This window comes from Caballeronia calidae (assembly GCF_900044055.2).
GTDB lineage: Bacteria > Pseudomonadota > Gammaproteobacteria > Burkholderiales > Burkholderiaceae > Caballeronia > Caballeronia calidae.
Genome location: NZ_FCOX02000013.1, coordinates 79,354 through 101,349 on the forward strand (window position 1 = coordinate 79,354; position 21,996 = coordinate 101,349).

The window sequence follows — 21,996 nt, forward strand, 5'->3', positions numbered from 1 at the left end:
GGGTGGAACACACAAGTAGGACACGATCGGGTGCAGCCCGTATTTGATGGAGTATCTGTGGCAAACGTGAATATGTTTCGATCGACGGCAATCGCAGCGGGCGTGCTCGCTGCCGCGCTGATCCTGAATTCGCCGGCCGGTGCGCAGGCGTTGTCGAATCGCAATGCGCAAGTCGCCGATTCCGTCGTCGCGGTGGTGAACGACGGCGTCATCACGCAGCGCGAACTCGAAGACCGCACCGCGCTCATCGCCAAGCGTCTGCAGCAGCAGAACGCGCCGGTGCCGCCCGCGGCCCAGATGCAGCAGCAGGTGCTCGATCAGATGGTCCTCGAGCGCATCCAGCTCCAGCGTGCGAAGGAAGACGGCATCAACATCGACGACGCGACCGTGAACCGCACGCTCCAGCGTCTCGCGCAGCAAAATCAGATGACGCTCGAAGTCTATCGCGCACGCATCGAGGCGCAGGGCGTGCCCTGGTCCACCTTCATGCGCGACGCGCGCACGGAACTCACGCTCTCCAAGCTGCGCGAGAAGGAAGTGGACAGCAAGGTCACCGTGTCCGACGGCGAAGTCGCGAACTACATCGCGAGCCAGCGCGGTCCGGGCGCGCGCAACACGAGCGATCTGCATCTTCAGCACATCATGTTCAAGCTCGCGCCGAATGCGCCGGAAAGCGACGTCGCGAAGGTCCAGGCCCAGGCCGACGCCGTGCTCAAGCAGGCGCAAGGCGGCGAGGATTTCAGCAAGCTCGCCAAGCAGAACTCGCAGGACACCGATGCAGGCAAGGGCGGCGATCTCGGCTTCCGCGCGCCGGCCTCGCTGCCTGCGGGCATCGTGAATGCGGTATCGACGCTGCGTCCGGGTCAGGTCGTGCCCACGCTTCTGCGCACCGACGGTGGCTTCGAGATCATCAAGCTGGTGGATCGCCGCGCGAGTCAGGGCACGGCCGCCGATGCGCCCAAGCTCGTGCAGACGCACGTGCGCCATATCCTGCTGCGTGTGTCGGACGGCATGTCGGAACAGACCGCGCGTCAAAAGTTGCTCGACATCAAGCAGCAAGTGATCGCAGGCGGCGATTTCGCCAATTTCGCGCGCACGTACTCGCAGGACGGCTCGGCGTCGCAAGGCGGCGATCTCGGCTGGATCAGCCCGGGCGAAACGGTGCCGGAGTTCGAGCGCGCGATGAACAATCTTCAGGACAACGCCGTCAGCGATCCCGTGCGAAGCGAATACGGTTATCACCTGATCCAGGTGCTCGGCCGTCGCGACGCGGAAGGCTCGGCGACGAAGCAGCTCGATATCGCGCGTCAGGCCATCGGCCAGCGCAAGGCCGAGCAGGCGTATTCCGACTGGCTGCGCGAACTGCGCGACACCGCGTACGTGCAGTACAAGGGCATCGCGGCCCAGCAGCCGCAATAGCAATAACATGAGTGCCGTCGACACCCGACCGCTTCACATCGCCATTACGACTGGTGAGCCTGCCGGTGTCGGCCCGGAACTGACGGCGGCGGCGCTCAGAGAGGCGCGCGAGCGCTGGCCGTCGGCGCGCTTCACGGTGCTCGGCGATCGTGACTTGCTGACGTCGCGCGCAGGCGGTGCGTGGCCCGCCGTGGGCGATGTCATCGAAATCGAGCATCACGCGCTTGCCGTGCCCGCCGAGCCGGGCAAGCTGAATGCGGCGAACGGGCGCTACGTGCTCGGTCTGCTCGATGCCGCGATCGACGGCGCGGTTTCGGGCCGCTTCGACGCCATCGTCACCGCGCCGCTGCAAAAGAGCACGATCAACGATGCCGGTGTTCCCTTCACCGGCCACACCGAATATCTCGCCGAGCGCACGCATACGCCGCGCGTCGTGATGATGCTCGCGGGTTCGAGCGAGCGTCCGTTGCGCGTCGCGCTCGCGACCACGCATCTGCCGCTGAAGGATGTGTCCGCGGCGCTCAGCATCGACGGCCTCGTCGAAACGCTCACCATCATCGATCACGATCTGCGCGCGCATTTCGGCTTGCCCGCGCCGCGCATTCTCGTGACCGGGCTCAATCCGCACGCGGGCGAAAACGGCTATCTGGGCCGCGAGGAAATCGACGTCATCACGCCCGCGCTGGAACGCGCCCGCGCGCGCGGCATCGATGCGCCGGGTCCGTATCCCGCCGATACGCTGTTCCAGCCGCGCTATCTGAAAGACGCCGATTGCGTGCTCGCCATGTTCCACGATCAGGGCTTGCCGGTGCTGAAATACGCGACCTTCGGCGAAGGCATCAACGTGACGCTCGGCTTGCCGATCATCCGCGCGTCGGTGGATCACGGCACCGCGCTCGATCTCGCGGGCACGGGCCGCGCCGATCCGGGCAGCATGATCGCCGCGATCGACGCCGCCGTCACGATGGCGCGGCACAAGCGCAGCGCCTGAACTCGCGCGCATTCATTCGAATCAGTATGTCGACCAAACATCAAGGCCATTTCGCGCGCAAGCGCTTCGGGCAGAACTTTCTCGTCGATCAGGGTGTGATCGATTCCATCGTCGATGCGATCTCGCCGAAGCGCGGCGAGCGCATGGTCGAGATCGGGCCGGGGCTCGCCGCGCTCACCGAGCCGCTGATCGAGCGTCTTGCCACGCCCGAATCGCCGCTGCATGCCGTGGAACTGGACCGCGATCTGATCGGACGGCTAGAGAAGCGCTTCGGTGACAGGCTCGTCGTGCATTCGGCGGACGCGCTCGACTTCGATTTCGGCGTGCTCGCGCTCGAAGGTGAGAAGCCCACGCTGCGCATCGTCGGGAATCTGCCGTACAACATTTCGAGCCCGCTGCTTTTCCACCTGACGACGTTCGCGCACAAGGTTGTCGACCAGCACTTCATGCTGCAGGACGAAGTGGTCGAACGCATGATCGCGGAGCCCGCGAGCAAGGACTACGGGCGTCTTTCGGTGATGCTGCAATACCGCTACGTGATGGACAAGCTGATCGACGTGCCGCCCGAGTCGTTCAATCCGCCGCCGAAGGTGAATTCCGCGATCGTGCGGATGATTCCGTTCGCGCCGCACGAGCTGCCCGAAGTCGATGACACCGTGCTTTCGGACGTGGTGAAGGCCGCGTTCGCGCAGCGTCGCAAGGTGCTGCGCAACAACCTGAGCGCGTACCGCGACACGATCGATTTCGATGCGCTCGGCTTCGATCTCGCGCGCCGCGCCGAGGAAGTGCCGGTCGCGGAATTCGTCGCGTTGGCGCAGGCGGTTCAGCGCTCGAAAGCCTGAACGCAGCCGGAATCCGCGAGCAGTTTCATCAACCGTTCCAGCCGCGCGCGCTGGTCGCGCTGCAAGCCGCGCGTCGCGCTCACCTGCCGCACGCGCGTGCGCCAATAGGTCTGTCCAAACAGCGAATTCGCGCCTTCCGCCGACAGCACGCGCTCCAGATGCCCGATCGCGGCATCGACATTCCTGGGCGTGTACGGGCTCGTGATCGTGGCGTCTCGCTCGAGTGTTTCGTTCATCGTTCTGGCCTCGTGTCGCGTTGAATCCGAGCGATGAATTCTGGGAGCGAGGCGGGACATTTCACGTCTCGAAGCGTCGGGCGAAACCGGGACGCGATGTGTCCGAAACGGCTGCTATGATCGTCGTCCGCATCGATGCGGGGCAGAAAGACATCCTTCAAGGGAGACAGCGCATGCGCTTCATACACGCGGCGGATATTCATCTCGACAGCCCGTTGCACGGCCTTTCCGCCTACGCGGACGCACCTGCCGACATGCTGCGCAACGCCACGCGCGAGGCCTTCTCGAAGCTCGTGTCGGTGGCCGTCGACGAGCAGGTCGATTTCATGGTGATCGCAGGCGATCTCTATGACGGCACCTGGCGCGATCACAACACGGGCATCTTCTTCTGCCGCGAGATGGGACGGCTGCGCCGCGCGGGCATTGCTGTCTACGTGCTCTTCGGCAATCACGACGCCGAAAGCGAAATGACGAGCCAGCTTCAATTGCCCGACAACGTCCACACGTTCTCGACGCGCAAGCCGCAGACCTTTCGCATCGACACGCTGAAGGTCGCGCTGCACGGCCACAGCTTCAAGGAGAAGGCGGTCACGACGAATCTCGTCACCGCATATCCGTCGCCGGTCGCGGGCTATTTCAACATCGGCGTGCTGCATACCGCGCTCGAAGGCGGCTCGATGCACGCGAGCTACGCGCCGTGCTCGGTCGCCGAACTACACGCGAAGGAATATCACTACTGGGCGCTCGGCCACGTCCACGATTACGCCATCTGGCAGGAAGCGTCGACCATCGTGTTTCCGGGCAATCTGCAAGGACGCAACATCCGCGAGACGGGCCGGCGCGGCGCGGTGCTCGTCACGGTGTCGGACACGGAAGAGGTGAGCGTCGAGCGGCTTTTCATCGACGTGCTGCGCTGGGAGTCGGTCACCGTGGATGCGTCGCAGGCGAGCACGCTCGATGAAGTGGCGCTCGCCATCGGGCGTGAGCTCGAAGCGCTCGTCGAGTCGGCGGCGTCGCCGGTGCCGCACGCGGTGCGCGTGACGATCACTGGCGCGACGCAGGCGCATGGCGAACTGTTCGGCCTGGCAACGCAACTGCGCGCCGAAGTGCTCGCGCAGATCGCCGCGATCAGCCACGACCGCCTCTGGCTCGAAAAAGTGAAGATCGCGACCGAGCCGCTCGCACACAGCGAACCGGCAACCGGGCGCATCGATGCGCTCGCCGATCTTCATGGCCTCCTGATCGAGGCCGAAACCGACCCGGAGTTTCTGAGCATGCTGAAGGAAAGACTCTTCGCGCTGGCGTCGCAGGCGCCGAGCGAATTGCAGAAGTCCGTGCCCGAGCTCGACCACGTGCGCAACGGCGAACTCGCGAAGCTCGTGAGCGAGGTGCGCTCAGGCCTGATCGCACAACTCGCGGACGCGGAGTAGGCCATGCGTATCGGCAAGCTCGAACTCATCCGCTACGGCAAGTTCACCGATCACGCCGTCGAGTTTCCGGCGGCGGAGCTCGATTTCCACTTCGTCGTCGGTCCGAACGAGGCCGGCAAGTCGACCATCAAGAACGCGATATCGGAACTGCTGTTCGGCATGCCGCACAGCTCGCCGCTCGCGTTCGTGCATCCGCAGAGCGATTTGCGTCTCGGCGCGTCGATCGAAGCGGGCGGCGAGACGTTCGCGTTTCATCGCACCAAGAGCCGCAAATCATCGCTCAGTGCGCTGAACGGCGATGCGCTGCCCGCCGATGCCCTGGCCACGTTTCTCGGCGCGGCCGACAAGAGCTTCTTCGAGCAGATGTACTGCCTCAATCACGAGGCGCTTCGCCGCGGCGGCGAGGCCATTCTCGATGCGTCGAGCGATGTCGGGCAGGTGCTGTTCCAGTCGGCGGCGGGCATCGCGAGTCTCGGTGACGTGCGTCAGCGTCTCGCGGACGAGGCCGACAAGCTCTGGGCGAAGCGCAAGTCGGGCGACCGCGCGTACTACATCGGCCTGAAGCAATACGACGAAGCCATCGCCGAGCTGAAGACCGCGAGCGTGAGAACGACGCAGTGGCGTCGCGCGCATGGGGCCGTTGAAGAGGCGGAGGAGAAGAGCCGCGAGCAAGAAACGCACCGCGTGGAACTCGAAGCGCAGCGCGGCAAGCTGGAGCGGGTGAGGCGCGTCGCGCCTTATCTGAACGTGTGGCGCGAGAAGGCGGCGGAGCTGCGCGAACTGGGCGACGTCGTCGATCTGCCCGCGAACGCCGAAGCGACGTTGCAAAACGCGCTGACGCGGCTCGCGACGGCGCAAGGCGCGCTCGATGTGCACGCGAAAACCGCGGAGCAATTGCAGATGGATCTGGCGGCGGTGCGCGTCGATCGCGCGTTGCTGGCGGCAGAAGCGCGCATTCGGGCGCTCGACGCGATGCGACAGCGCTGCGCGAATCACGCGAACGACATCGCGCGGCTCGAACAGGAAGTCGCGCTGCGCCTGCGGCAGATCGCGCAGGACGGCGCGCAACTCGGCTGGCCGCAAGACGAAGCGGGCGCGCGGTGCGCGATGCCCGGCGCGCTCGCGCTCCAGACGGTCACGAGCCTGATGCTCGAACGCGGCGAACTGGAACTCGCGGCACGCAACGCGGAGCAGGCAGCCGAAGCATGCGCGGCGCAGATCGACGCGCTGAAAGCGAAGCTCGCGGCGATCGCGAGCGGGGACGTATCGCCGGGCCTGCGCGCGGCGTTTCGTGCCGCGCAGAAGTATCGCGACGCGGGCGCGGCGAAGCAGCGCCTCGACGACGCGAAGCGTGACGCGGCGCACATGCTCGAAGCAGCGATTGCGTCGCTCGGTCGATGGTCGCGGCCGATCGCCGAACTGAAGGCGATGACGCTGCCGGCAGCGGAGCGCATCGCCGCGTTGCGCACGGAACGGCTGGATCTGATGTCGCGGGTGACGCTCGCGGCGGACCGTGCGAGGGAGGCGCAGGACACCCTCCACGCGACGCGCGCGGAACTCGACGATCTCGTCGAAGCGCACGATGTCGTGACCGGCGATCAGGTGCGCGATGCACGCGCCACACGCGATGCGGCATGGCGCGCGATCAAATCCGGCGACGTGGCGCCCGGTGAAGGCGCGTCCGGCTTCGAGCATGCGATGCACGCGGCGGATGGCCTGGCGGATCGCCAGCTTGGCTCGGTCGGCCACGCGACGCAGCTCGCGGCGTTGAAGCGGCGTATCGCGAGCGAGCAATCGACGCTTTCGCGGCGCGAAGAAAGCGTGCGCGAAGCCGAGTCGTCGTTGACGGTGTTCGACGAAGCGTGGCGCGCGCTCGCGGCACAAACGCAGCTCGCAGAGATGTCGCTGGACGATGCGCCGTCGTGGCTCGCATCGCGCGACAAGGCGCTGGCGGCGGCGCAGACGCTTGATGCACGCACGGAAGAATTCGCGCGCGAATCCGCCGATGCCGACGCGCGCCGCAGCGAGCTCGCGCGGCATCTGGAAGAAGCGGGCGCGCGCATCGACGCGGACGCCGGTCTCGGCATGCTGTGCGACGGGGCCGAAGCCCATATCGGCGCAATCGACGAGGCAGCTGTGACGCGGCGCCACGTCGCGACGCAGCTCGACGAAGCGCACGCCGAGCGCATCGCGCGGCAAGGCGCGGCGAAAGCGGCTCGCGAAGCATTCGAGCGCTGGCAGCGCGAGTGGTCGGCGGCGATCGCGAAGGCGGGTCTCGCGAACGCGGCGGATTCGCAGGCGGCGGCCGAAGCGGCCATCGACATCGCGAAGAAGATCGGCGAGCAGCTGACACAGATCGACGCGATGCGCAGCGGCCAGATCAACACGATGCGCGCGGCGCTCGCCGCGCTCGACGCCGATGCGTCACAGCTCGCGCGCGAACTCGACGAATCCCTCGCCACGCTCGGCGCGCACGCGATCGCGACGGAATTATCGGCGCGCCTGGATCGCGCGTGCGCCGCGCAAACCGAGCTGGAGCGCCTGAAGAAACGACACGCACAGGCGACGGAGCAGGTGAGCCAAGCCCGTGCGGACGTCGAAGAGGCGAAGGCAACGCTGCGTCCGCTCTACGAACGGGCCCGTGTCGATGCGCCCGACGCGCTCGCGGTCCTGATCGCGCAATCGCAGAAAAAGCGCGAGCTGACCGCCGCCGTCGACGACGCGCGCGCCGCGCTCATCAAGGGCGGCGACGGCCTGACGCTCGACGAGCTCGTCGCGGAACTCGAGGACGCCGACATGCCGAACGTGCAGGCCGAGCTTTCGCGCATCGGCGCTGCGCTGTCCGAGTCGGTGAGAATCGCGAGCGAAAGCGCGGCCGCGCTCGGCACCGCGCGCCGCGAACTCGACGCGATCGCAGGCGAAGCGAACGCCGCGCGCGCCGAAGCGAAGCGCCAGGAAGCGCTCGCCGTCATGGCCGATGCCGCCGAGCGCTTCGTGAAGGTCGAGACGGCATCGACGCTGCTGAAGTGGGCGATCGACCGTTATCGCGAGCGTCGTCAGGGCCCGATGCTCTCGCGCGCGAGCACGATCTTCTCGGAACTCACGCTCGGCACGTTCTCACGCCTCGTCGTCGATTACGACCGTCAGCCGATGGCGCTGTCCGCGATCCGCACCAGCGGCGAGCACGTCGAGATCGCGGGCATGAGCGAAGGCACGCGCGATCAGCTTTATCTCGCGCTGCGGCTGGCGGCGCTGGAGGAGCATGGCGAGAAGGCGTCGGCGCTGCCGTTCGTCGCCGACGATCTCTTCATCAATTTCGACGATGGCCGCGCGCGCGCCGGGCTGCGCGTGCTCGCGCACATCGCAAAACGCACGCAGGTGATCTTTCTGAGCCACCACGATCATCTGGTCGATATCGTTCGCGACGTGTTCGGACCCGAAGTCAACGTGCGCTACATGGGCTGACACGCTTCAGGCGCGCAGCATGCCGTCGAGGCGCAGCAAGGTTTCGCGCGCGCCGCCCGCTATGCCGACGCCGAAGGCCGGCGCAATCGCATGCTCGCGCGGATTGATGCGGATGACGCGCGGCCCGTTGCGCTCACTGAAGCGCCTCACCGTGGGCACCGTGCGGCCCGCGCCGAGCTCCACGACCACGAGCCTTGCGACGCCATCGAGCCACGCGGCGAGCCGCCGCGCCTGCCGCGCCGAGCGCGTCTCGATCCAGCTCCAGTCGCCGAACATGAGGATGTTCGGACGCGCGAGTGCGTGGCAATGCGGACAGCGCGGCATCGCGTTGACGAGCTCGCAGCGGCGCTCGTCGACGATGGGATCGAAACCGTCGGCGGGCCAGATGTCGTTCGTACACGCGTCGATGCATTGCAGCGCGTCGATCGCGCCGTGACACTCGGCCACGCGCTCGGGCCCGAAGCCCGCACGCTGGAACTGACCGTCGACATTGCTCGTGAAGACGAACGCGCCGCGCGGCATGCGCGCGGCCCAGCGCTTCAGCACATGAAAACCGTCATGCGGCGCGGTCGAGCGATACAGCGCAAGCCGATGCCCGTAAAAACCCCACGCGAGCTGGGGATGACGCACGAAGCCTTCAGGGTTCGCGATTTCCTCGAACGAAAAGCCGTGATTCCGCAGCGCCGGATAGGCGCGCCAAAACCCTTCAGGGCCGCGAAAATCCGGCAGTCCGGAGTCGACGCCCATGCCCGCGCCGGCGGTGATCAGCAAGCCATCGGCTTCGCGGAGCCATGCGGCGGCCTGCTCGAAGATCGCGGCTTGGTTCATTGCGCGTCGCCCTGACCATAGCGCCGCGCGAGCTTCCGATAGTCTTCGGCGAATTCGTCGCGCAAACCGTGAGGCTTGAGAATCTCGACACCCGCGCCGAGCGCGCGCAGCCACCAGCGCAGCTTGAGACTCGGCGTCACGGTGCCCGTGACCTTCATGCGGCCATCGGGAAGCGTGTCGATTTGCTGATCCTTCGACATCGGCGATTCGCGCAGCTGATTGCCGGCGTTGCCGTCGAAAGCGAGTTCGAGACGCACCGGCGGCTCGGGCAGGAAGTCGAATACCTGCTGCGTCTCGATGTATTTGCGCAGCTTGAAGTCTTCCGGGTACGTGAACGAAGCGCCGGATTCTGTCACCGAGCGGATGCGGTCGAGCCGGTAGAGCGTGCGCATCCACTCCGTTTCGCCCTTTTCCGGACGCGGCGCGCGATTCGGGTCTTGCGCGACCATGTACATCACGCCGGCCGATTCGACGAGCGCGAGCGGCCAGAGCGTCCTCGTTCTCGGCTCGTTGCCTGGCTCGCTCTTGTAGGCGGCGCGGTATTGCACGAGCAGTTCGCGCTCGAAGAAGGTGGCGGTCGCGACGGTCTGGAAGATCTCCGGACGCAGCTTCGGCCGAATCAGCGTGAAGGCGCCATCGACGGAATCGATCTTGTCCGCCCATGCCCGGTAGATGCGGCTGTCGGCCTTTTCCTGCGACAGCCGCGCTTCGGCCGCCTTGAAGAGCGGATCGATGTCGCGCGTGACGGCGTTCGGCAGCTTGTTGCCCGCGAAGCGCTGCAGGATGTGAAACGCGACCGCCTCCGACGCGCTCATCAGGCCGCTCACGCCTTCCTGCAAGCCGTGCAGCCATGGCTTGCGCTGCCAGTGCAGCTCGCGCCCGTTGATCATCGACACGACGCGCGCGTCAGCTTCGAGCGCGCTCAGGTGGCGCTGCACCTTCTTCGTATAGCCGACGCGATGGCCGCGCTCTTCAAGCCGCCGGCGCACTTCGGGCGTCGAAAGCCAGGCAGTCGCGTCCCGTTCGGTAGGCAGCACGCGGAGGATGGCTTCGTCGAGGCTGGAGGTCATGGGGCTCGGAAAGAAGAGTGTCGGTCTCGATTATAGGGACGATCGAGACAGATGGTGTCTTGATGGCACAGGAGGTGAATCGCGCTGCTCTTATCCGGCTATGACGCTAGGGAATCCGTAGTAATAGTGGATGCGAGTGGTTTATCCGCCTTTTCTAGACGCCTGCGGAAGGTGGCACGTCTTAGATGCCGATTGAATCGATTGAGAACCGCAGGTGCGGCGCGCAATGGGAACGTCGGACTGAGGAAAAGCGTCGGTGGCGCAGGGCGCACCGATGCGTGCGGGCGGCTACTGAAGATATGGCGCTAAGCAAGCCGGCCATCGTTAATCGGTTGTCTACAAGAAATCCACAAAGCAAAAAGCCCAGTCGCGATGACTGGGCTTTCTACTTGTTTCTTTTGGTAGGCCGTACGGGATTCGAACCTGTGACCAACGGATTAAAAGTCCGCTGCTCTACCAGCTGAGCTAACGACCCGAAAGAGGCAAAATTATAATCGGCGGTTCGGAGATTTGTCAACCCTTCGCCGAAGAACAGCCGAAACTTCGAGAGAAAACGCCCGCAGCTTTCATTGCCCGCGGGCATTCTCTTCGAGAGGCGCGAAACACAGGCGCCGGACACACCGCTTACTTCACCTGCGACATCTTGCTCTGCGCGGTCTGCGCGACTTCCGTACCGCCGTACTGCGAGATGATCTGCTGCAGCGTCTGCTTTGCAGCCGCCTTCTGGCCTTGCTCGATCTGGTTGTTCGCGATAGCGAGCAACGCCTCGGGCGCTCGCGGATGCGTCGGATACTGCTTCACCAGGTCCTGCCAGATCGCCGTCGATCCCTTGTAGTCACGCTGAGCGTACAAGGCATTGCCGAGCCAGTACCGCGCCGTGGGCTGATACGGGCTCTGCGGATACTTCGCCACGAACGCCTTGAATGAGGCCGCGGCGTTCTTGTAGTCACCGTTACGGAATTGAGTCGACGCTGTGTTGAACGCTTCCGTCTCGCCAGGCTGCACCGAACCGGTCATGCCGTCGATCGTCTCCTGCTGCGGCTCGAATTTCTTCATGCGCGAGTCGAGATCGGCGTAGTAGTCCTTCTGCTGCTTCTGCAGCGTCGCGACCTGATTGGCCAGATCCTCGTTCTGGCCGCGAACCGTCGCGACCTGCTGATTGAGCTGGTCGATACGATTTTGCTGATCGAGGATCGTTCGCTGCGCGGCCTGCAACTGATTGGACAGGCTATCAGTCTTCGTGCGCAGATCGAGCACGGCTTTGCGTGCCTCGTTGTCGTCGAAGACGCCGGCGTGCGCGGGCACGCTCAGCATCGTCGAACCGAGCACGCATGCGGCTGCGGCGACGCGCAGCAAGGGGAAGCGATACAACATAGGGCGACTCACCCGTGTCTGGTTACGTTACTGTTGATAGACGAGGTCGGCGCGGCGATTCTGCGCCCACGACGATTCGTCGTGACCCGTCGCCATCGGCTTTTCCTTGCCGAGGCTCACGGCTTCCATCTGCGTATCGGCCACACCCATCAGCGACATTGCGCGACGCACGGCTTCCGCACGCTTTTGGCCGAGCGCGAGGTTGTACTCGCTCGTGCCACGCTCGTCGGTGTTGCCCTGGATCAGGACGTGACGCTCCGGATGGCTCTTCAGGTACGACGAGTGTTGCTGCAGCAGCGGCTGATAGTCGTCCTTCACGGCGTAGCTGTCGAAGTCGAAATAGATGCTGCGCTTGGCGAGCGGGCTGTTCGGGTCGTTCAGCGGATCGATGTTGACCTGCTTCACGTCCGTCGGGTTCGGCTGCGTGCCGACTGCACCCTTGTTCTGGCCTTCGTCGAGCTTCACGCCCGAGTGACACGCCGCCAATGCGCCGACCATCGCAACTGCCAGGCCGATACGAAGTTTCGACATCATGGTACCTCTCCTTGTGTTGTAGCTGAACGTTGTCTTTGAAACGTTATTGCTGAACTTATTGCATGAACGGACCCCAGGACGGCTCGCGCACCACACCGCCCTGAACAGACAAGACTTGCCGCGTACGACCGTCGGTCGAAACGGCTGCCAACACGCCACGTCCGTTCACTTGGGTGGCGTAGAGGATGTACTGACCATTCGCCGCGAAGCTTGGCGATTCGTCATGCGTCGTGTCGGTCAGCCCCGTCGCCGTGCCGGACGAAAGGTCCTGCAGATACAGCTTGAAGCCGCCGCCAGTGCGCGAAATGTACGCGAGTTGCTTGCCGTCCGGGCTCACGCGCGGGCTCGTGTTGTAGCTGCCCGCAAACGTCACCCGCTGGGCCGCGCCGGCGCTTTCCCCCGCCGCCGGCATCTTGTAGATCTGCGGTTGGCCGCCGCGATCGCTCGTGAAGTAGATGGAGTTGCCATCGGGCGAGAAGGCCGGCTCGGTATCGATGGAACTGCCTTGTGTGAGACGGCGCAGGCCGGAGCCGTCTGCGTTGACTTCGAAAATCTGCGTGTTGCCGGTGCGCGAGAGCGCGACCGCGAGCTTGCGGCCGTCAGGCGACCACGCCGGCGCACTGTTGTTGCCCTTCTGGTTCGACACGACGACGCGACGGCCCGTAGGCAGATCGTGGATGTAGACCACCGGCTTCTTCTTCTCGAAGGAGACGTACGCGACCTTCGTGCCGTCCGGCGACCATGCCGGCGAGATGATCGGCTCCGGGCTGGAGAGGGCGATCTTCGCGTCCTGGCCGTCCGAGTCCGAAATCTGCAATTGATAACGGCCGCCCGTCTGAATGACGTAGGACAGGCGCGTCGCGAAAACGCCGCGGCCGCCGAGCAGCTTCGCGTAGATGTAGTCCGCGATCTTGTGCGCGCTCATGCGCAGGCCGCTTTCGGCGCTGACGAGCGACAGGCCGCCGAGGTTCTGCTGCTTGACGGTGTCGTAGAGACGGAAGCGCACTTCGTACTGGCCGTTCGGCAGCTTGTTCACGCTGCCCGACACGAACGCGTCGGCGCCTTTCGCCTTCCACGCGCCGAGATCGACCGAATCGCCTTCGGCGACGGGCGTGCCGCCCGCGTCGATATTCGTGAACTTGCCGCTTCTCTGCAGATCCTGGCGAATGATCGCGCTGACCTGCTGCGCCGAACTCGCTTCGTTGGCGAAATTGGCCGTCGCGATCGGAAACTGGGTCGAACCGACGCCGGTCACGAGTACGTTCAACTGGGCGTGTGCGGCGGTGCCGGCTGCGATCAGGCAGGACGCGACCAGCGTTTTCAGGCCAAGCTTCGTCATCAAACTCATGCTGTATAGGTTCCAGATAAAAGCGTTTTCAGGTGTCCGCGGACTTCAGAAAAGACCCGCGGTCGCACAATTCGTTCCCGCTGCTCAATGGCCGCCTTCACGGCCATTTTTGCCCGGATGCCACTGGATTCGGGCGATCAGCCACCCGCTGGACGCAGCGTGATCGTGAATCGATCAGGCGCCTTGCCGTCGATATCCACCGGCATCGGATCCGAGCGCTGCACCGCGCGCAACGCAGCCTGATCCCATTGCTCGTTGCCGCTGGAGCGGGTGATATTCGCAGAGAGCAGGGTGCCGGTTGGCGAGCAGCGGACCGACACCACCGTCTCGAGCCCGGCGGTTTCGCCCGCCCACACGATGTTCGGCCGCACGCGCCGCTGCACCTTCTCGGCATAGCCGGGCGAGGTCGCATTGCCGCCCGCGCCCTTGCCAGTGCCGCTCTTCGCGAGGCCTTCGCCGCTGCCCGCCGTGCCGCCGCCCAACTGACCTTGCAGCGCGGAGAGGCGCGCCTTGCGCTCGGCATCGAGCTTGGCCTTGGCTTCGGCATCGGCCTTGGCTTTCGCCTGCGCCGCCGCCTTCGCTTTCGCGTCGGCTTCAGCCTTGGCCTTGGCTTGCGCGTCGGCCTTCGCCTTGGCTTCCTGTTGTTCCTTTTCCTTCTCTTTCTGCTCTTTCAACTGCTCCTGCTTTTGCGCTTCGGCTTGCTGCTGACGCTGCTTGTCCTGCTGCGCCTTTTGTTGCTGCTGCTTTTGCAGCTCGGCCTGACGCTGCTGCTCGATCTGCTTCTGCTTGTCCTGCATCGCCTTCTGCTGTGCGGCCTGCGCCGCGAGTTGCTGCTGGCGCTTTTCTTCCGCTTCCTGGCGAGCCTGCTCCTGCTGACGGCGCTGTTCGGCGAGCTGGGCTTCACGCGCGGCCGCTTGCTGTTGCTTGCGCTTCTTCTCCTGCAACGCGATGTCCGCTTCTTCGTCCTTCGCGGGCGGCGGCGCGGGCTGCACCTTGACCGGCGCGGGCGGCGGCGGGGCAGGGCGGGGCGTCGGCGCCGACGTATCGGGAATCTCGGTCCAGATTTCGGCTTCCGCGCCCGCCGGCGTGTTGTTCTGCCAGTTGATGCCGTGGTACAGCAGCCAGCCGAGCAGCAGATGCATCAACGCCGCGAGCGCGAACGCCTTGCCCGTGCCGCGCTCGCGCGGCGGGCGGATCGGTTGCGCGGACGATGCGCGTGTCTGCCTGTGCAAGAGGGTCATTGCGATTTGACGAGCAATCCGACGCGCTTCACGCCGCGCGCCTTCATATCGGACATCACGTTCATCACGACTTCATACTTCACGGTCTTGTCCGCCGCGATGACGACGGGCTGATCCGGATGCGACTCCTGACGGTTGAGCACGAAGGTGTTGAGCTCATCCTTCGACATTTTCTGCTCCTGCGTCGCGCCGCCGTCTTCCTTGTAGCGGACGTTCATGCTGCCGTCCGCCTTGATGTTGATGACGAGCGGCGGCTGCTGCTCCTGCGGCTGCGCATTGCCGACGGTCGGCAGATTGATGATGGACGGGGAAACGAGCGGCGCCGTCACCATGAAGATGACGAGCAGCACGAGCATCACGTCGATGTACGGCACGACGTTGATGTCGGACATCGCGCGGCGCGAACTGCCGCGCATGCTGGAACGAATGGGGCCTGCCATCGCGGACTCCTTTCTTAGTGCGCCTGGCGTTGCAGGATATTCGAGAACTCTTCGATGAAGGTCTCGAAGCGGATCGCCAGGCGATCGATATCGTGCGCGTAGCGGTTGTACGCGACCACAGCCGGAATCGCGGCAAAGAGGCCGATCGCGGTAGCGACGAGCGCCTCGGCGATGCCCGGCGCCACGTTCGCGAGCGTTGCCTGCTGCACGTTGGCGAGGCCGCGGAACGAGTTCATGATCCCCCAGACCGTGCCGAAGAGACCGATATACGGGCTCACCGAACCGACCGACGCGAGAAACGCGAGATTCGCTTCGAGCACGTCCATCTCGCGCTGGAAGGCCGCTCGCATCGCGCGGCGGGAGCCGTCGAGAATCGCGCCCGGATCGGTGATGCGGCGCTCCTTGCCCTTCAGGAATTCGCGCATGCCGGATTCAAAGATACGCTCCAGCGCGCCGATGGTGTGGCGATTGTTCGCCGCGCTCTGGTAAAGCGCCTGCAGGTCGCCGCCCGACCAGAAATCGCGCTCGAAGCGCTCGGTTTGCGCGCGCGCCCGGCGAATGGCGAACCACTTGCGGAAGATGAAAGTCCACGACAGGAGCGACAGCAGCAGGAGCAGCGCCATCACCGCCTGCGCGAGCAGGCTCGCGTGAACGACGAGAGAAATGATCGACAGGTCTTGTGTATTGTTCATAAAGGTCCGCTGTTACGTCCCAAAGGGGCGTCTGGTCAAAGCGTCATGCTTTCGTGAAAGGGATGTGAATCAAACGAAAGCCGCGCCGTGCCCGGCTCATGCTCGTTAATGCTTCCATTGCTCCCGATGCCCAGTTTCGCTTCTGGCGCGATGTGCTCATCGGTCAGGCTCGATCCGGGTTTGCGCCGCATGACGCGGTGGCGGGCGCGTGCGGGCCGCGTTTCAATCCGTCGAGCACTGCGTCGGGGATGGCTGCCGGGCGGATCGACGCGCGATCCACCGAAGCGACGCGGATGTCGCCGCTCGCGAGCAGCACGCCGTCGCACCACGCTTCCTGATGAAAATCCACCGACGCGCGGCCAAGCCGGCCGATGCGGCTCACGACGCGAATGACGTCATCGAGGCGCGCCGGCGACGTATATTCCACAGCCGTGCGTCTCACGACGAACACGATGCCGTTCGAATCCGCGAGACGCTGCTGGTCGATGCCGCACGCGCGCAGCCATTCGGTGCGCGCCCGCTCGAAGAACTTCAGGTAGTTCGCATAGAAGACGATGCCGCCGGCGTCGGTGTCCTCGTAATACACCCGAACCGGCCACTCGAAAATCAACGAATCACTCACCTTTGCGCCGCTCCGCTCGCGCGGAGGCTCTCAAACCCGCTCCGGCTCGCTTTTTGACAAATATTCATCGGCGGCATTTTACCGGAACCGGAAGCACGACCGCCAAATCCTTAGGCAGATATCGGAATCAGCCGCGGTGAATTTGCAACGGTGCGAACGTCTGCGCGACCGGCATCATCTCGATTGCGTTGATGTTCACGTGCGCCGGGCGCGTGGCGATCCAGTAGATCGCATCGGCGATGTCCTCGGGCGTGAGCGCCTGCGTGTCCTTGTATACGGTCGCCGCCTTGGTGTCGTCGCCCTTGAAGCGCACGCTGGAGAACTCGGTGCCGCCGACGAGCCCCGGCTCGATATCGGTGACGCGCAGCGCGGTGCCGGCGACGTCCGCGCGCAAATTCAGGCTGAACTGCCGCACGAAGGCCTTGGTCGCGCCATACACGTTGCCGCCCGAGTACGGATAAGTGCCCGCCACCGACCCGATGTTGAACACGTGCCCGCGATTCCTTTCGACCATGCCCGGCAGGATCGCATGCGTGACGGTCACGAGACCCGTGCAGTTCGTCTCGATCATGCTTTTCCAGTCATCGAGATTCGCGCGTTGCGCGGGCTCCAGGCCGAGCGCGAGGCCGGCGTTGTTCACGAGTACGTCGATCTGCGCGAATGCCTCCGGCAGCGAAGCGATGGCGTTCTTGACGGCGCTTTCGTCGCGCACGTCGAGCTCGACTGGCAAAAGCGCATCGCCGAGCTCGTTCGACAGCGCGACGAGGCGCTCCTTGCGGCGCGCGGCGGCGATCACGCGATGTCCGCCCCTGACGAAAGTGCGGGCGATGGCGGCGCCGAAACCGGCGGACGCGCCGGTGACGAAAACGATCATGAGCGGACTCCGAATGAATTGCGATGGGAAGAGCCGGAGCGTGTCCGGCAACGGCGCAAAGGGTACTTCCATTGATGCGGAGCGGCAAGCAACCATGGACGCGAACGATCGTGCTTTAAACGTGTCCGCATGGCCGCGGAATTGCTCGGGAAGCCGGTTGCCTAAAGCAGGGCCGCCCATTACACTACAACGCTCAAACCCCGCGTGACTGGCGATAGAATCTTCGGATTCAAGGTGGAGCAACCCACCAGGAAGCGCGGAGCGTCGTTTTGCCGTTCGCCTGGGCAGCTGAGATCCGCGCGCCGTCGCTGCGTTGCTGGTGGCTGTCCGTTCCGCGAAACCGGATTCATCCTTCATCCGTCGCGCCTGGACTCCATCGGTTTCCAGCGTCCTTCGCGTCCGTCCGACGTGCCGTGCACGCGCGATCCGGTCAACCTGTTTTGATCTCACGGAAAACGTATGTTTGACAGAGCCGAAAGTACCCTCGCCAATGTCGATCCCGAATTGCTCAAGGCGATCGAGCAGGAAAACCGCCGTCAGGAAGATCACATCGAGCTGATCGCGTCGGAAAACTACACCTCGCCCGCCGTCATGGCCGCGCAAGGTTCGCAACTCACGAACAAGTACGCCGAAGGCTATCCCGGCAAGCGCTATTACGGCGGCTGCGAATACGTCGACATCGTCGAGCAGCTCGCGATCGACCGCGTGAAGCAACTGTTCGGCGCCGAAGCCGCGAACGTCCAGCCGAACTCGGGTTCGCAGGCCAACCAGGGCGTGTTCTTCGCCGTGCTCAAGCCCGGCGACACGATCATGGGCATGAGCCTCGCCGAAGGCGGTCACCTGACGCACGGCTCGCCCGTCAACATGTCGGGCAAGTGGTTCAACGTCGTGAGCTACGGCCTGAACGCGGCCGAAGACATCGATTACGAGAAGACCGAGGCGCTCGCCAAGGAACACAAGCCGAAGCTGATCGTGGCGGGCGCATCGGCGTTCGCGCTGCGCATCGACTTCGAGCGTCTTTCGAAGATCGCGAAGAGCGTCGGCGCTTACTTCATGGTCGACATGGCGCACTACGCCGGCCTCGTCGCCGCTGGCCTGTACCCGAACCCGGTTCCGCACGCGGATTTCGTCACCACGACGACGCACAAGAGCCTGCGCGGCCCGCGCGGCGGCGTCATCCTGATGAAGGCGGAGTTCGAGAAGCAGATCAACTCGGCCATCTTCCCGGGCATCCAGGGCGGCCCGCTCATGCACGTGATCGCCGCGAAGGCCGTCGCGTTCAAGGAAGCGCTCTCGCCGGAGTTCAAGACGTACCAGCAAGGCGTGATCGACAACGCGCGCGTGCTGGCCGAAACGCTGGTGAAGCGCGGTCTGCGCATCGTCTCGGGCCGCACGGAAAGCCACGTGATGCTGGTCGATCTGCGCGCGAAGAACATCACCGGCAAGGCGGCGGAAGCCGTGCTGGGCGCCGCGCATATCACGGTCAACAAGAACGCGATTCCGAACGATCCGGAAAAGCCGTTCGTCACGAGCGGCGTGCGTCTCGGCTCGCCCGCGATGACCACGCGCGGTTTCGGCACGAAGGAAGCGGAGATCGTCGGCAACCTGATCGCCGACGTGCTCGACAATCCGGAAGACCAGGCGACCATCGAGCGCGTGCGCGCGCAAGTGGCCGATCTGACCAAGCGTTTCCCGGTCTACCGCTAACTCGCGAGCCCGACGCCTATGCGCTGCCCATTCTGCCGACACGAAGATACCCAGGTCGTGGATTCTCGCGTGTCGGAGGATGGCGCGGCCATCCGGCGGCGGCGGCGCTGTCCCGCGTGCGACAAGCGTTTCACCACGTATGAGCGCGTTGAGCTGGCGCTGCCGAGCGTCGTCAAGAAGGACGGCAGCCGCACCGAGTTCGACCGCCGCAAAATCGTCGCGAGCATGCAGCTTGCGCTGAGAAAGCGCCCGGTCGCAGCCGATGCGATCGATGCCGCCGCGTCGCGCATCGAGTATCAGTTGCTCGGCAGCGGCGAGCGCGAAGTGCAGAGCGAGCGTCTCGGCGAGCTGGTGATGAACGAGCTGCGACAGCTCGATACCATCGCCTACGTGCGCTTCGCTTCCGTCTACAAGCGTTTCGAAGACGTCTCGGAATTCGAAGACGTGCTCGATGAGTTCCGGCGTGCCGCGCCGAAGAAATCGAGTTCGCGCAAGCGCTGATTCTTTCCGCATTGTTTCCCTCCCGAGCCTGATTCCTGAACGTTCGCCCGCGCAGTGTGCCGGGTCGCGAGCGGCGTGAACACTCGGCCATTCGGCCATTCGGCCAATGGCGGCGCGCGTGCCTTCTCGCTAGATTGAGCTTTTCGGCTCGATTCGATCGATAAGGGATGCAGATGATCCGCGCTTCAAACAAGGTTTCACGCTCGTCGAACTGTGTGTGGTGCTTGCCGTGATGGCGATTCTCGCGACCTTCGCCGCGCCGTCGTTCATCGCGTGGCAGATGCGCGATCAGGTCGATGCGCGCTCGCGCGCGCTCTTTTCCACGCTTTCGCTCGCGCGTGCCGAAGCCGTGCGGCGCGGCGCACACGTCACGCTCTGCCGGATCGACGCGTCGCGAGATTGCCTCGCCGTCGGACGAAGCTGCGACAACGGTGTCACGGACTGGTCGTGCGGCTGGGGCTTGTTCGTCGAGCGCGATGGCGTGTCGACGCTCCTGCGCATGCAGCCGGCGATGACATCGGTTTCGATCGCCGGGACATCGCCCGAGCTTTCCTTCACGCCGCCCGCCGGGCAAGTGATCGGCGGATTCCGCAGTTTCGAGTTCGGCCCGCGCGGCACCGATCCCGCCGCGAACGCGGGGGCACGCCGATGCGTCCGGCTCGCGGCGGGCGGACGGGCGCGCATCACGACAGGCAGTTGCGGAGCGTCGGCATGAAGCGCGCGCTCTGGAACGTCCAACGCGGTGACTCGCTGATCGAAGTGATGATCGCGCTTTCCCTCACGGCCGTCACCGCGCTCGGGATCGTCGCGGTGCAGAGTGCGATCGCGCGCGGCGAGCGGGCGGCGTTGCTGCGCGAGCGCGCGGCGCTCATCGCGGATTCGGTCGCGGAAGGCATTCGCGGCGATGCGGATCGCGCGGCAATCGTCTCGCAATGGCAGGCGAGGGCGGCCGCGATGCTGCCTGCGGGCGATGTCGCCGTGTCCGATCGTGTCGATGGCGTGCGTGTCGCCACGGTGAGCTGGCGCGAGGAGGATCGCTCCGATCCGTGTCCTGAGCCGCAAGCGAGGCCGCTCACGTCGTGCATCGCGGTGGCGTTCGCGCGATGACCACACGCATTCTTTCCTCGCGCGGCCACACGCTGCTCGAAATGACGATCGCGCTCGCGCTCGGCATGGTGATCGTGGTCGCGTCGCTGTCGCTCTATCGCGCGCAGCGCGCCGCATTCGATCGCGCCGCTGATACCGCGCGCATTCACGACGCCGGATCGATCGCGCTCGACAGGCTCGGCCAGCAGATCCAGATGGCCGGATTCGCCGGGAGCCGGAACGCGAGTGTCGAAGCGTCGATGTTCGGCTGCGCGCAAGGGCGCGTCGTCGGTGCGGATACGGCTGCGTCGTGTGAATCGCTCACGAGCCGCTCGGACGGCGTGCAGATTCGCCATTTCGCCGACACCGTTTCGACATGGCCATCGACCGGCGGCGTGCCGACCGACTGCCTCGGTCAGGCGGTCTCCGATAGCTTCGTCACCAACCGCTTCTACGCTAAGGCCAGCAGTTCGACCGGCGAACCCGAGCTCTACTGCGAGGGCAGCGGCAAGCAGGCGCAACCGATCGTCGAGGGCATCGAACGGTTTCGCGTGATGTTTTGGCTGACGGGCTCGCCCTCGGCGCTGGACGCTTCGGCGGTCGCGCGCGAGCGCTGGCGCGATGTCTACGCCGCCGACATTTGCGTCGTCGTGCGCTGCTTCAGCCCGCAGGCCAAACGCAGAACGAATTACGTCGATTGCACAGGCGTGCCCGCCTACGCCGACGACGGCCGCGTTCGCCAGACGTTCTGGCGGCGCGTCGCGATACGCAATTCGCCGTGGGCCACCTTCGGAGGCGCGCAATGAAGCGAAGTTCACGTTCACGGGGCGCCACGTTGCCGATCGTCCTGATTCTCGCCGCGATGATGCTCGTCACGGCGAGCGCATGGCTGCAAACATTGCTCGTGGCGGCGCGCGCGACGGTCGCTGCGCGCGAGCGCGTGCAGGCCTTTCACGCGGCGGACAGCGCGCTGATCCGATGCAGCCGGATGCTTTCCCTCGCGCTGCCCGCGACGAGCCAAGCGCCGGGCGACGAGCCGTCGCGCTGGCGTCTGAAGACATCGTTCGAAGGACCGTCCGCCCCGGCGATCGCGCCGTTCGCGGCATGGCCCTACGCGCGCCGCGCGCCGCAGCGCCTGATCGAAGCGTGGGTGGGCGCTTCGTATCTCGTCACGGCGCGCGGTTTCGGCGCCACCGCGGATTCCGAAGCATGGCTTCAGCTTCGGATCGATATCACCGATGGCGCGAGCACGCAATACTGGCGGCGCGTCGTCGCCAGACCGTTTTGAGGAGTGGC

22 protein-coding genes, 1 tRNA gene and 1 riboswitch are annotated in these 21,996 nt (G+C 65.1%); of the genes, 11 read left to right on the forward strand and 12 right to left on the reverse strand.

The annotated features are described in order from the left end of the window. Positions 1 to 57: 57 nt before the first annotated feature. Genes AWB78_RS14520 through rsmA form a run of 3 tightly spaced genes read left to right on the forward strand, consistent with a single transcriptional unit; the run spans position 58 to position 3,252 of the window. Entirely contained in the window at positions 58 to 1,419 is a 1,362-nt protein-coding gene (locus AWB78_RS14520) for a peptidylprolyl isomerase (RefSeq protein WP_483481511.1), read from the forward strand. Positions 1,420 to 1,426: 7 nt separating this feature from the next. After that, entirely contained in the window at positions 1,427 to 2,410 is a 984-nt protein-coding gene (pdxA, locus tag AWB78_RS14525) for a 4-hydroxythreonine-4-phosphate dehydrogenase PdxA (protein WP_062605297.1), read from the forward strand. 26 nt (positions 2,411 to 2,436) lie between these two features. Next, positions 2,437 to 3,252 (forward strand): 16S rRNA (adenine(1518)-N(6)/adenine(1519)-N(6))-dimethyltransferase RsmA, encoded by an 816-nt coding sequence (rsmA, locus tag AWB78_RS14530; protein ID WP_062605298.1) that lies wholly within the window; start codon positions 2,437 to 2,439, stop codon positions 3,250 to 3,252. Here the strand turns inward: rsmA and AWB78_RS14535 are convergent. Beyond that, complete coding sequence (locus tag AWB78_RS14535; RefSeq protein ID WP_062605300.1) at positions 3,234 to 3,488, reverse strand: hypothetical protein; 255 nt, start codon at positions 3,486 to 3,488, stop codon at positions 3,234 to 3,236. The genes rsmA and AWB78_RS14535 overlap by 19 nt on opposite strands. Before the next feature lie 173 nt (positions 3,489 to 3,661). Between AWB78_RS14535 and AWB78_RS14540 the strand changes: the two genes are divergently transcribed. Next, positions 3,662 to 4,918, forward strand: a complete 1,257-nt coding sequence (locus AWB78_RS14540) for a metallophosphoesterase family protein (RefSeq protein WP_062605466.1) — start codon at positions 3,662 to 3,664, stop codon at positions 4,916 to 4,918. Between the two features lie 3 nt (positions 4,919 to 4,921). Then, entirely contained in the window at positions 4,922 to 8,383 is a 3,462-nt protein-coding gene (locus AWB78_RS14545) for an ATP-binding protein (RefSeq protein WP_062605302.1), read from the forward strand. 6 nt (positions 8,384 to 8,389) lie between these two features. Here the strand turns inward: AWB78_RS14545 and AWB78_RS14550 are convergent, their stop codons facing one another. From AWB78_RS14550 to ydfG, 11 genes are all read right to left on the reverse strand, one after another. Next, on the reverse strand, positions 8,390 to 9,211 hold the full coding sequence (locus AWB78_RS14550) for an SIR2 family NAD-dependent protein deacylase (RefSeq protein WP_062605305.1): 822 nt from the start codon (positions 9,209 to 9,211) through the stop codon (positions 8,390 to 8,392). Then, a complete protein-coding gene (locus AWB78_RS14555) occupies positions 9,208 to 10,281 on the reverse strand; it encodes a helix-turn-helix transcriptional regulator (RefSeq protein ID WP_062605308.1) in 1,074 nt (357 codons plus the stop codon). Before AWB78_RS14555 ends, AWB78_RS14550 begins: the two co-directional genes overlap by 4 nt. A 399-nt stretch (positions 10,282 to 10,680) precedes the next feature. Further along, a tRNA-Lys gene (locus tag AWB78_RS14560) sits at positions 10,681 to 10,756 on the reverse strand. Between the two features lie 149 nt (positions 10,757 to 10,905). Further along, complete coding sequence (gene ybgF / locus AWB78_RS14565) at positions 10,906 to 11,655, reverse strand: tol-pal system protein YbgF (RefSeq protein ID WP_062605311.1); 750 nt, start codon at positions 11,653 to 11,655, stop codon at positions 10,906 to 10,908. A gap of 27 nt (positions 11,656 to 11,682) precedes the next feature. Next, the gene (gene pal, locus AWB78_RS14570; RefSeq protein ID WP_062605315.1) at positions 11,683 to 12,189 is read right to left on the reverse strand and encodes a peptidoglycan-associated lipoprotein Pal; all 507 of its coding nucleotides are present in this window, start codon (positions 12,187 to 12,189) and stop codon (positions 11,683 to 11,685) included. 55 nt (positions 12,190 to 12,244) lie between these two features. After that, positions 12,245 to 13,537, reverse strand: a complete 1,293-nt coding sequence (tolB, locus tag AWB78_RS14575; RefSeq protein WP_062605318.1) for a Tol-Pal system beta propeller repeat protein TolB — start codon at positions 13,535 to 13,537, stop codon at positions 12,245 to 12,247. Between the two features lie 137 nt (positions 13,538 to 13,674). Beyond that, entirely contained in the window at positions 13,675 to 14,778 is a 1,104-nt protein-coding gene (gene tolA, locus AWB78_RS14580; RefSeq protein WP_062605321.1) for a cell envelope integrity protein TolA, read from the reverse strand. Beyond that, a complete protein-coding gene (gene tolR / locus AWB78_RS14585; protein WP_062605323.1) occupies positions 14,775 to 15,218 on the reverse strand; it encodes a protein TolR in 444 nt (147 codons plus the stop codon). Before tolR ends, tolA begins: the two co-directional genes overlap by 4 nt. Positions 15,219 to 15,232: 14 nt before the next feature. Next, a complete protein-coding gene (gene tolQ / locus AWB78_RS14590; RefSeq protein WP_008342801.1) occupies positions 15,233 to 15,910 on the reverse strand; it encodes a protein TolQ in 678 nt (225 codons plus the stop codon). Positions 15,911 to 16,073: 163 nt separating this feature from the next. After that, positions 16,074 to 16,532 (reverse strand): tol-pal system-associated acyl-CoA thioesterase, encoded by a 459-nt coding sequence (gene ybgC, locus AWB78_RS14595; RefSeq protein ID WP_062605325.1) that lies wholly within the window; start codon positions 16,530 to 16,532, stop codon positions 16,074 to 16,076. Positions 16,533 to 16,659: 127 nt separating this feature from the next. Further along, the gene (gene ydfG, locus AWB78_RS14600; RefSeq protein ID WP_062605468.1) at positions 16,660 to 17,406 is read right to left on the reverse strand and encodes a bifunctional NADP-dependent 3-hydroxy acid dehydrogenase/3-hydroxypropionate dehydrogenase YdfG; all 747 of its coding nucleotides are present in this window, start codon (positions 17,404 to 17,406) and stop codon (positions 16,660 to 16,662) included. Positions 17,407 to 17,600: 194 nt separating this feature from the next. Continuing rightward, positions 17,601 to 17,699, forward strand: a riboswitch (ZMP/ZTP riboswitch). Positions 17,700 to 17,865: 166 nt separating this feature from the next. Between ydfG and glyA the strand changes: the two genes are divergently transcribed. From glyA to AWB78_RS14630, 6 genes are all read left to right on the forward strand, one after another. After that, the gene (gene glyA, locus AWB78_RS14605; RefSeq protein WP_062605327.1) at positions 17,866 to 19,113 is read left to right on the forward strand and encodes a serine hydroxymethyltransferase; all 1,248 of its coding nucleotides are present in this window, start codon (positions 17,866 to 17,868) and stop codon (positions 19,111 to 19,113) included. An 18-nt stretch (positions 19,114 to 19,131) separates the two neighbouring features. After that, complete coding sequence (gene nrdR / locus AWB78_RS14610) at positions 19,132 to 19,614, forward strand: transcriptional regulator NrdR (RefSeq protein WP_062605329.1); 483 nt, start codon at positions 19,132 to 19,134, stop codon at positions 19,612 to 19,614. A 160-nt stretch (positions 19,615 to 19,774) separates the two neighbouring features. After that, positions 19,775 to 20,329, forward strand: a complete 555-nt coding sequence (locus AWB78_RS14615; RefSeq protein ID WP_082883313.1) for a GspH/FimT family pseudopilin — start codon at positions 19,775 to 19,777, stop codon at positions 20,327 to 20,329. Continuing rightward, entirely contained in the window at positions 20,326 to 20,721 is a 396-nt protein-coding gene (locus tag AWB78_RS14620) for a type IV pilus modification PilV family protein (protein ID WP_062605333.1), read from the forward strand. The genes AWB78_RS14615 and AWB78_RS14620 overlap by 4 nt, the downstream gene beginning before the upstream one ends. Continuing rightward, complete coding sequence (locus tag AWB78_RS14625) at positions 20,718 to 21,506, forward strand: PilW family protein (RefSeq protein WP_062605335.1); 789 nt, start codon at positions 20,718 to 20,720, stop codon at positions 21,504 to 21,506. Before AWB78_RS14620 ends, AWB78_RS14625 begins: the two co-directional genes overlap by 4 nt. Beyond that, positions 21,503 to 21,988: a pilus assembly PilX family protein gene (locus AWB78_RS14630; RefSeq protein ID WP_062605337.1), complete on the forward strand. Its 486-nt coding sequence runs from the start codon at positions 21,503 to 21,505 to the stop codon at positions 21,986 to 21,988. The genes AWB78_RS14625 and AWB78_RS14630 overlap by 4 nt, the downstream gene beginning before the upstream one ends. Positions 21,989 to 21,996: the final 8 nt, after the last annotated feature.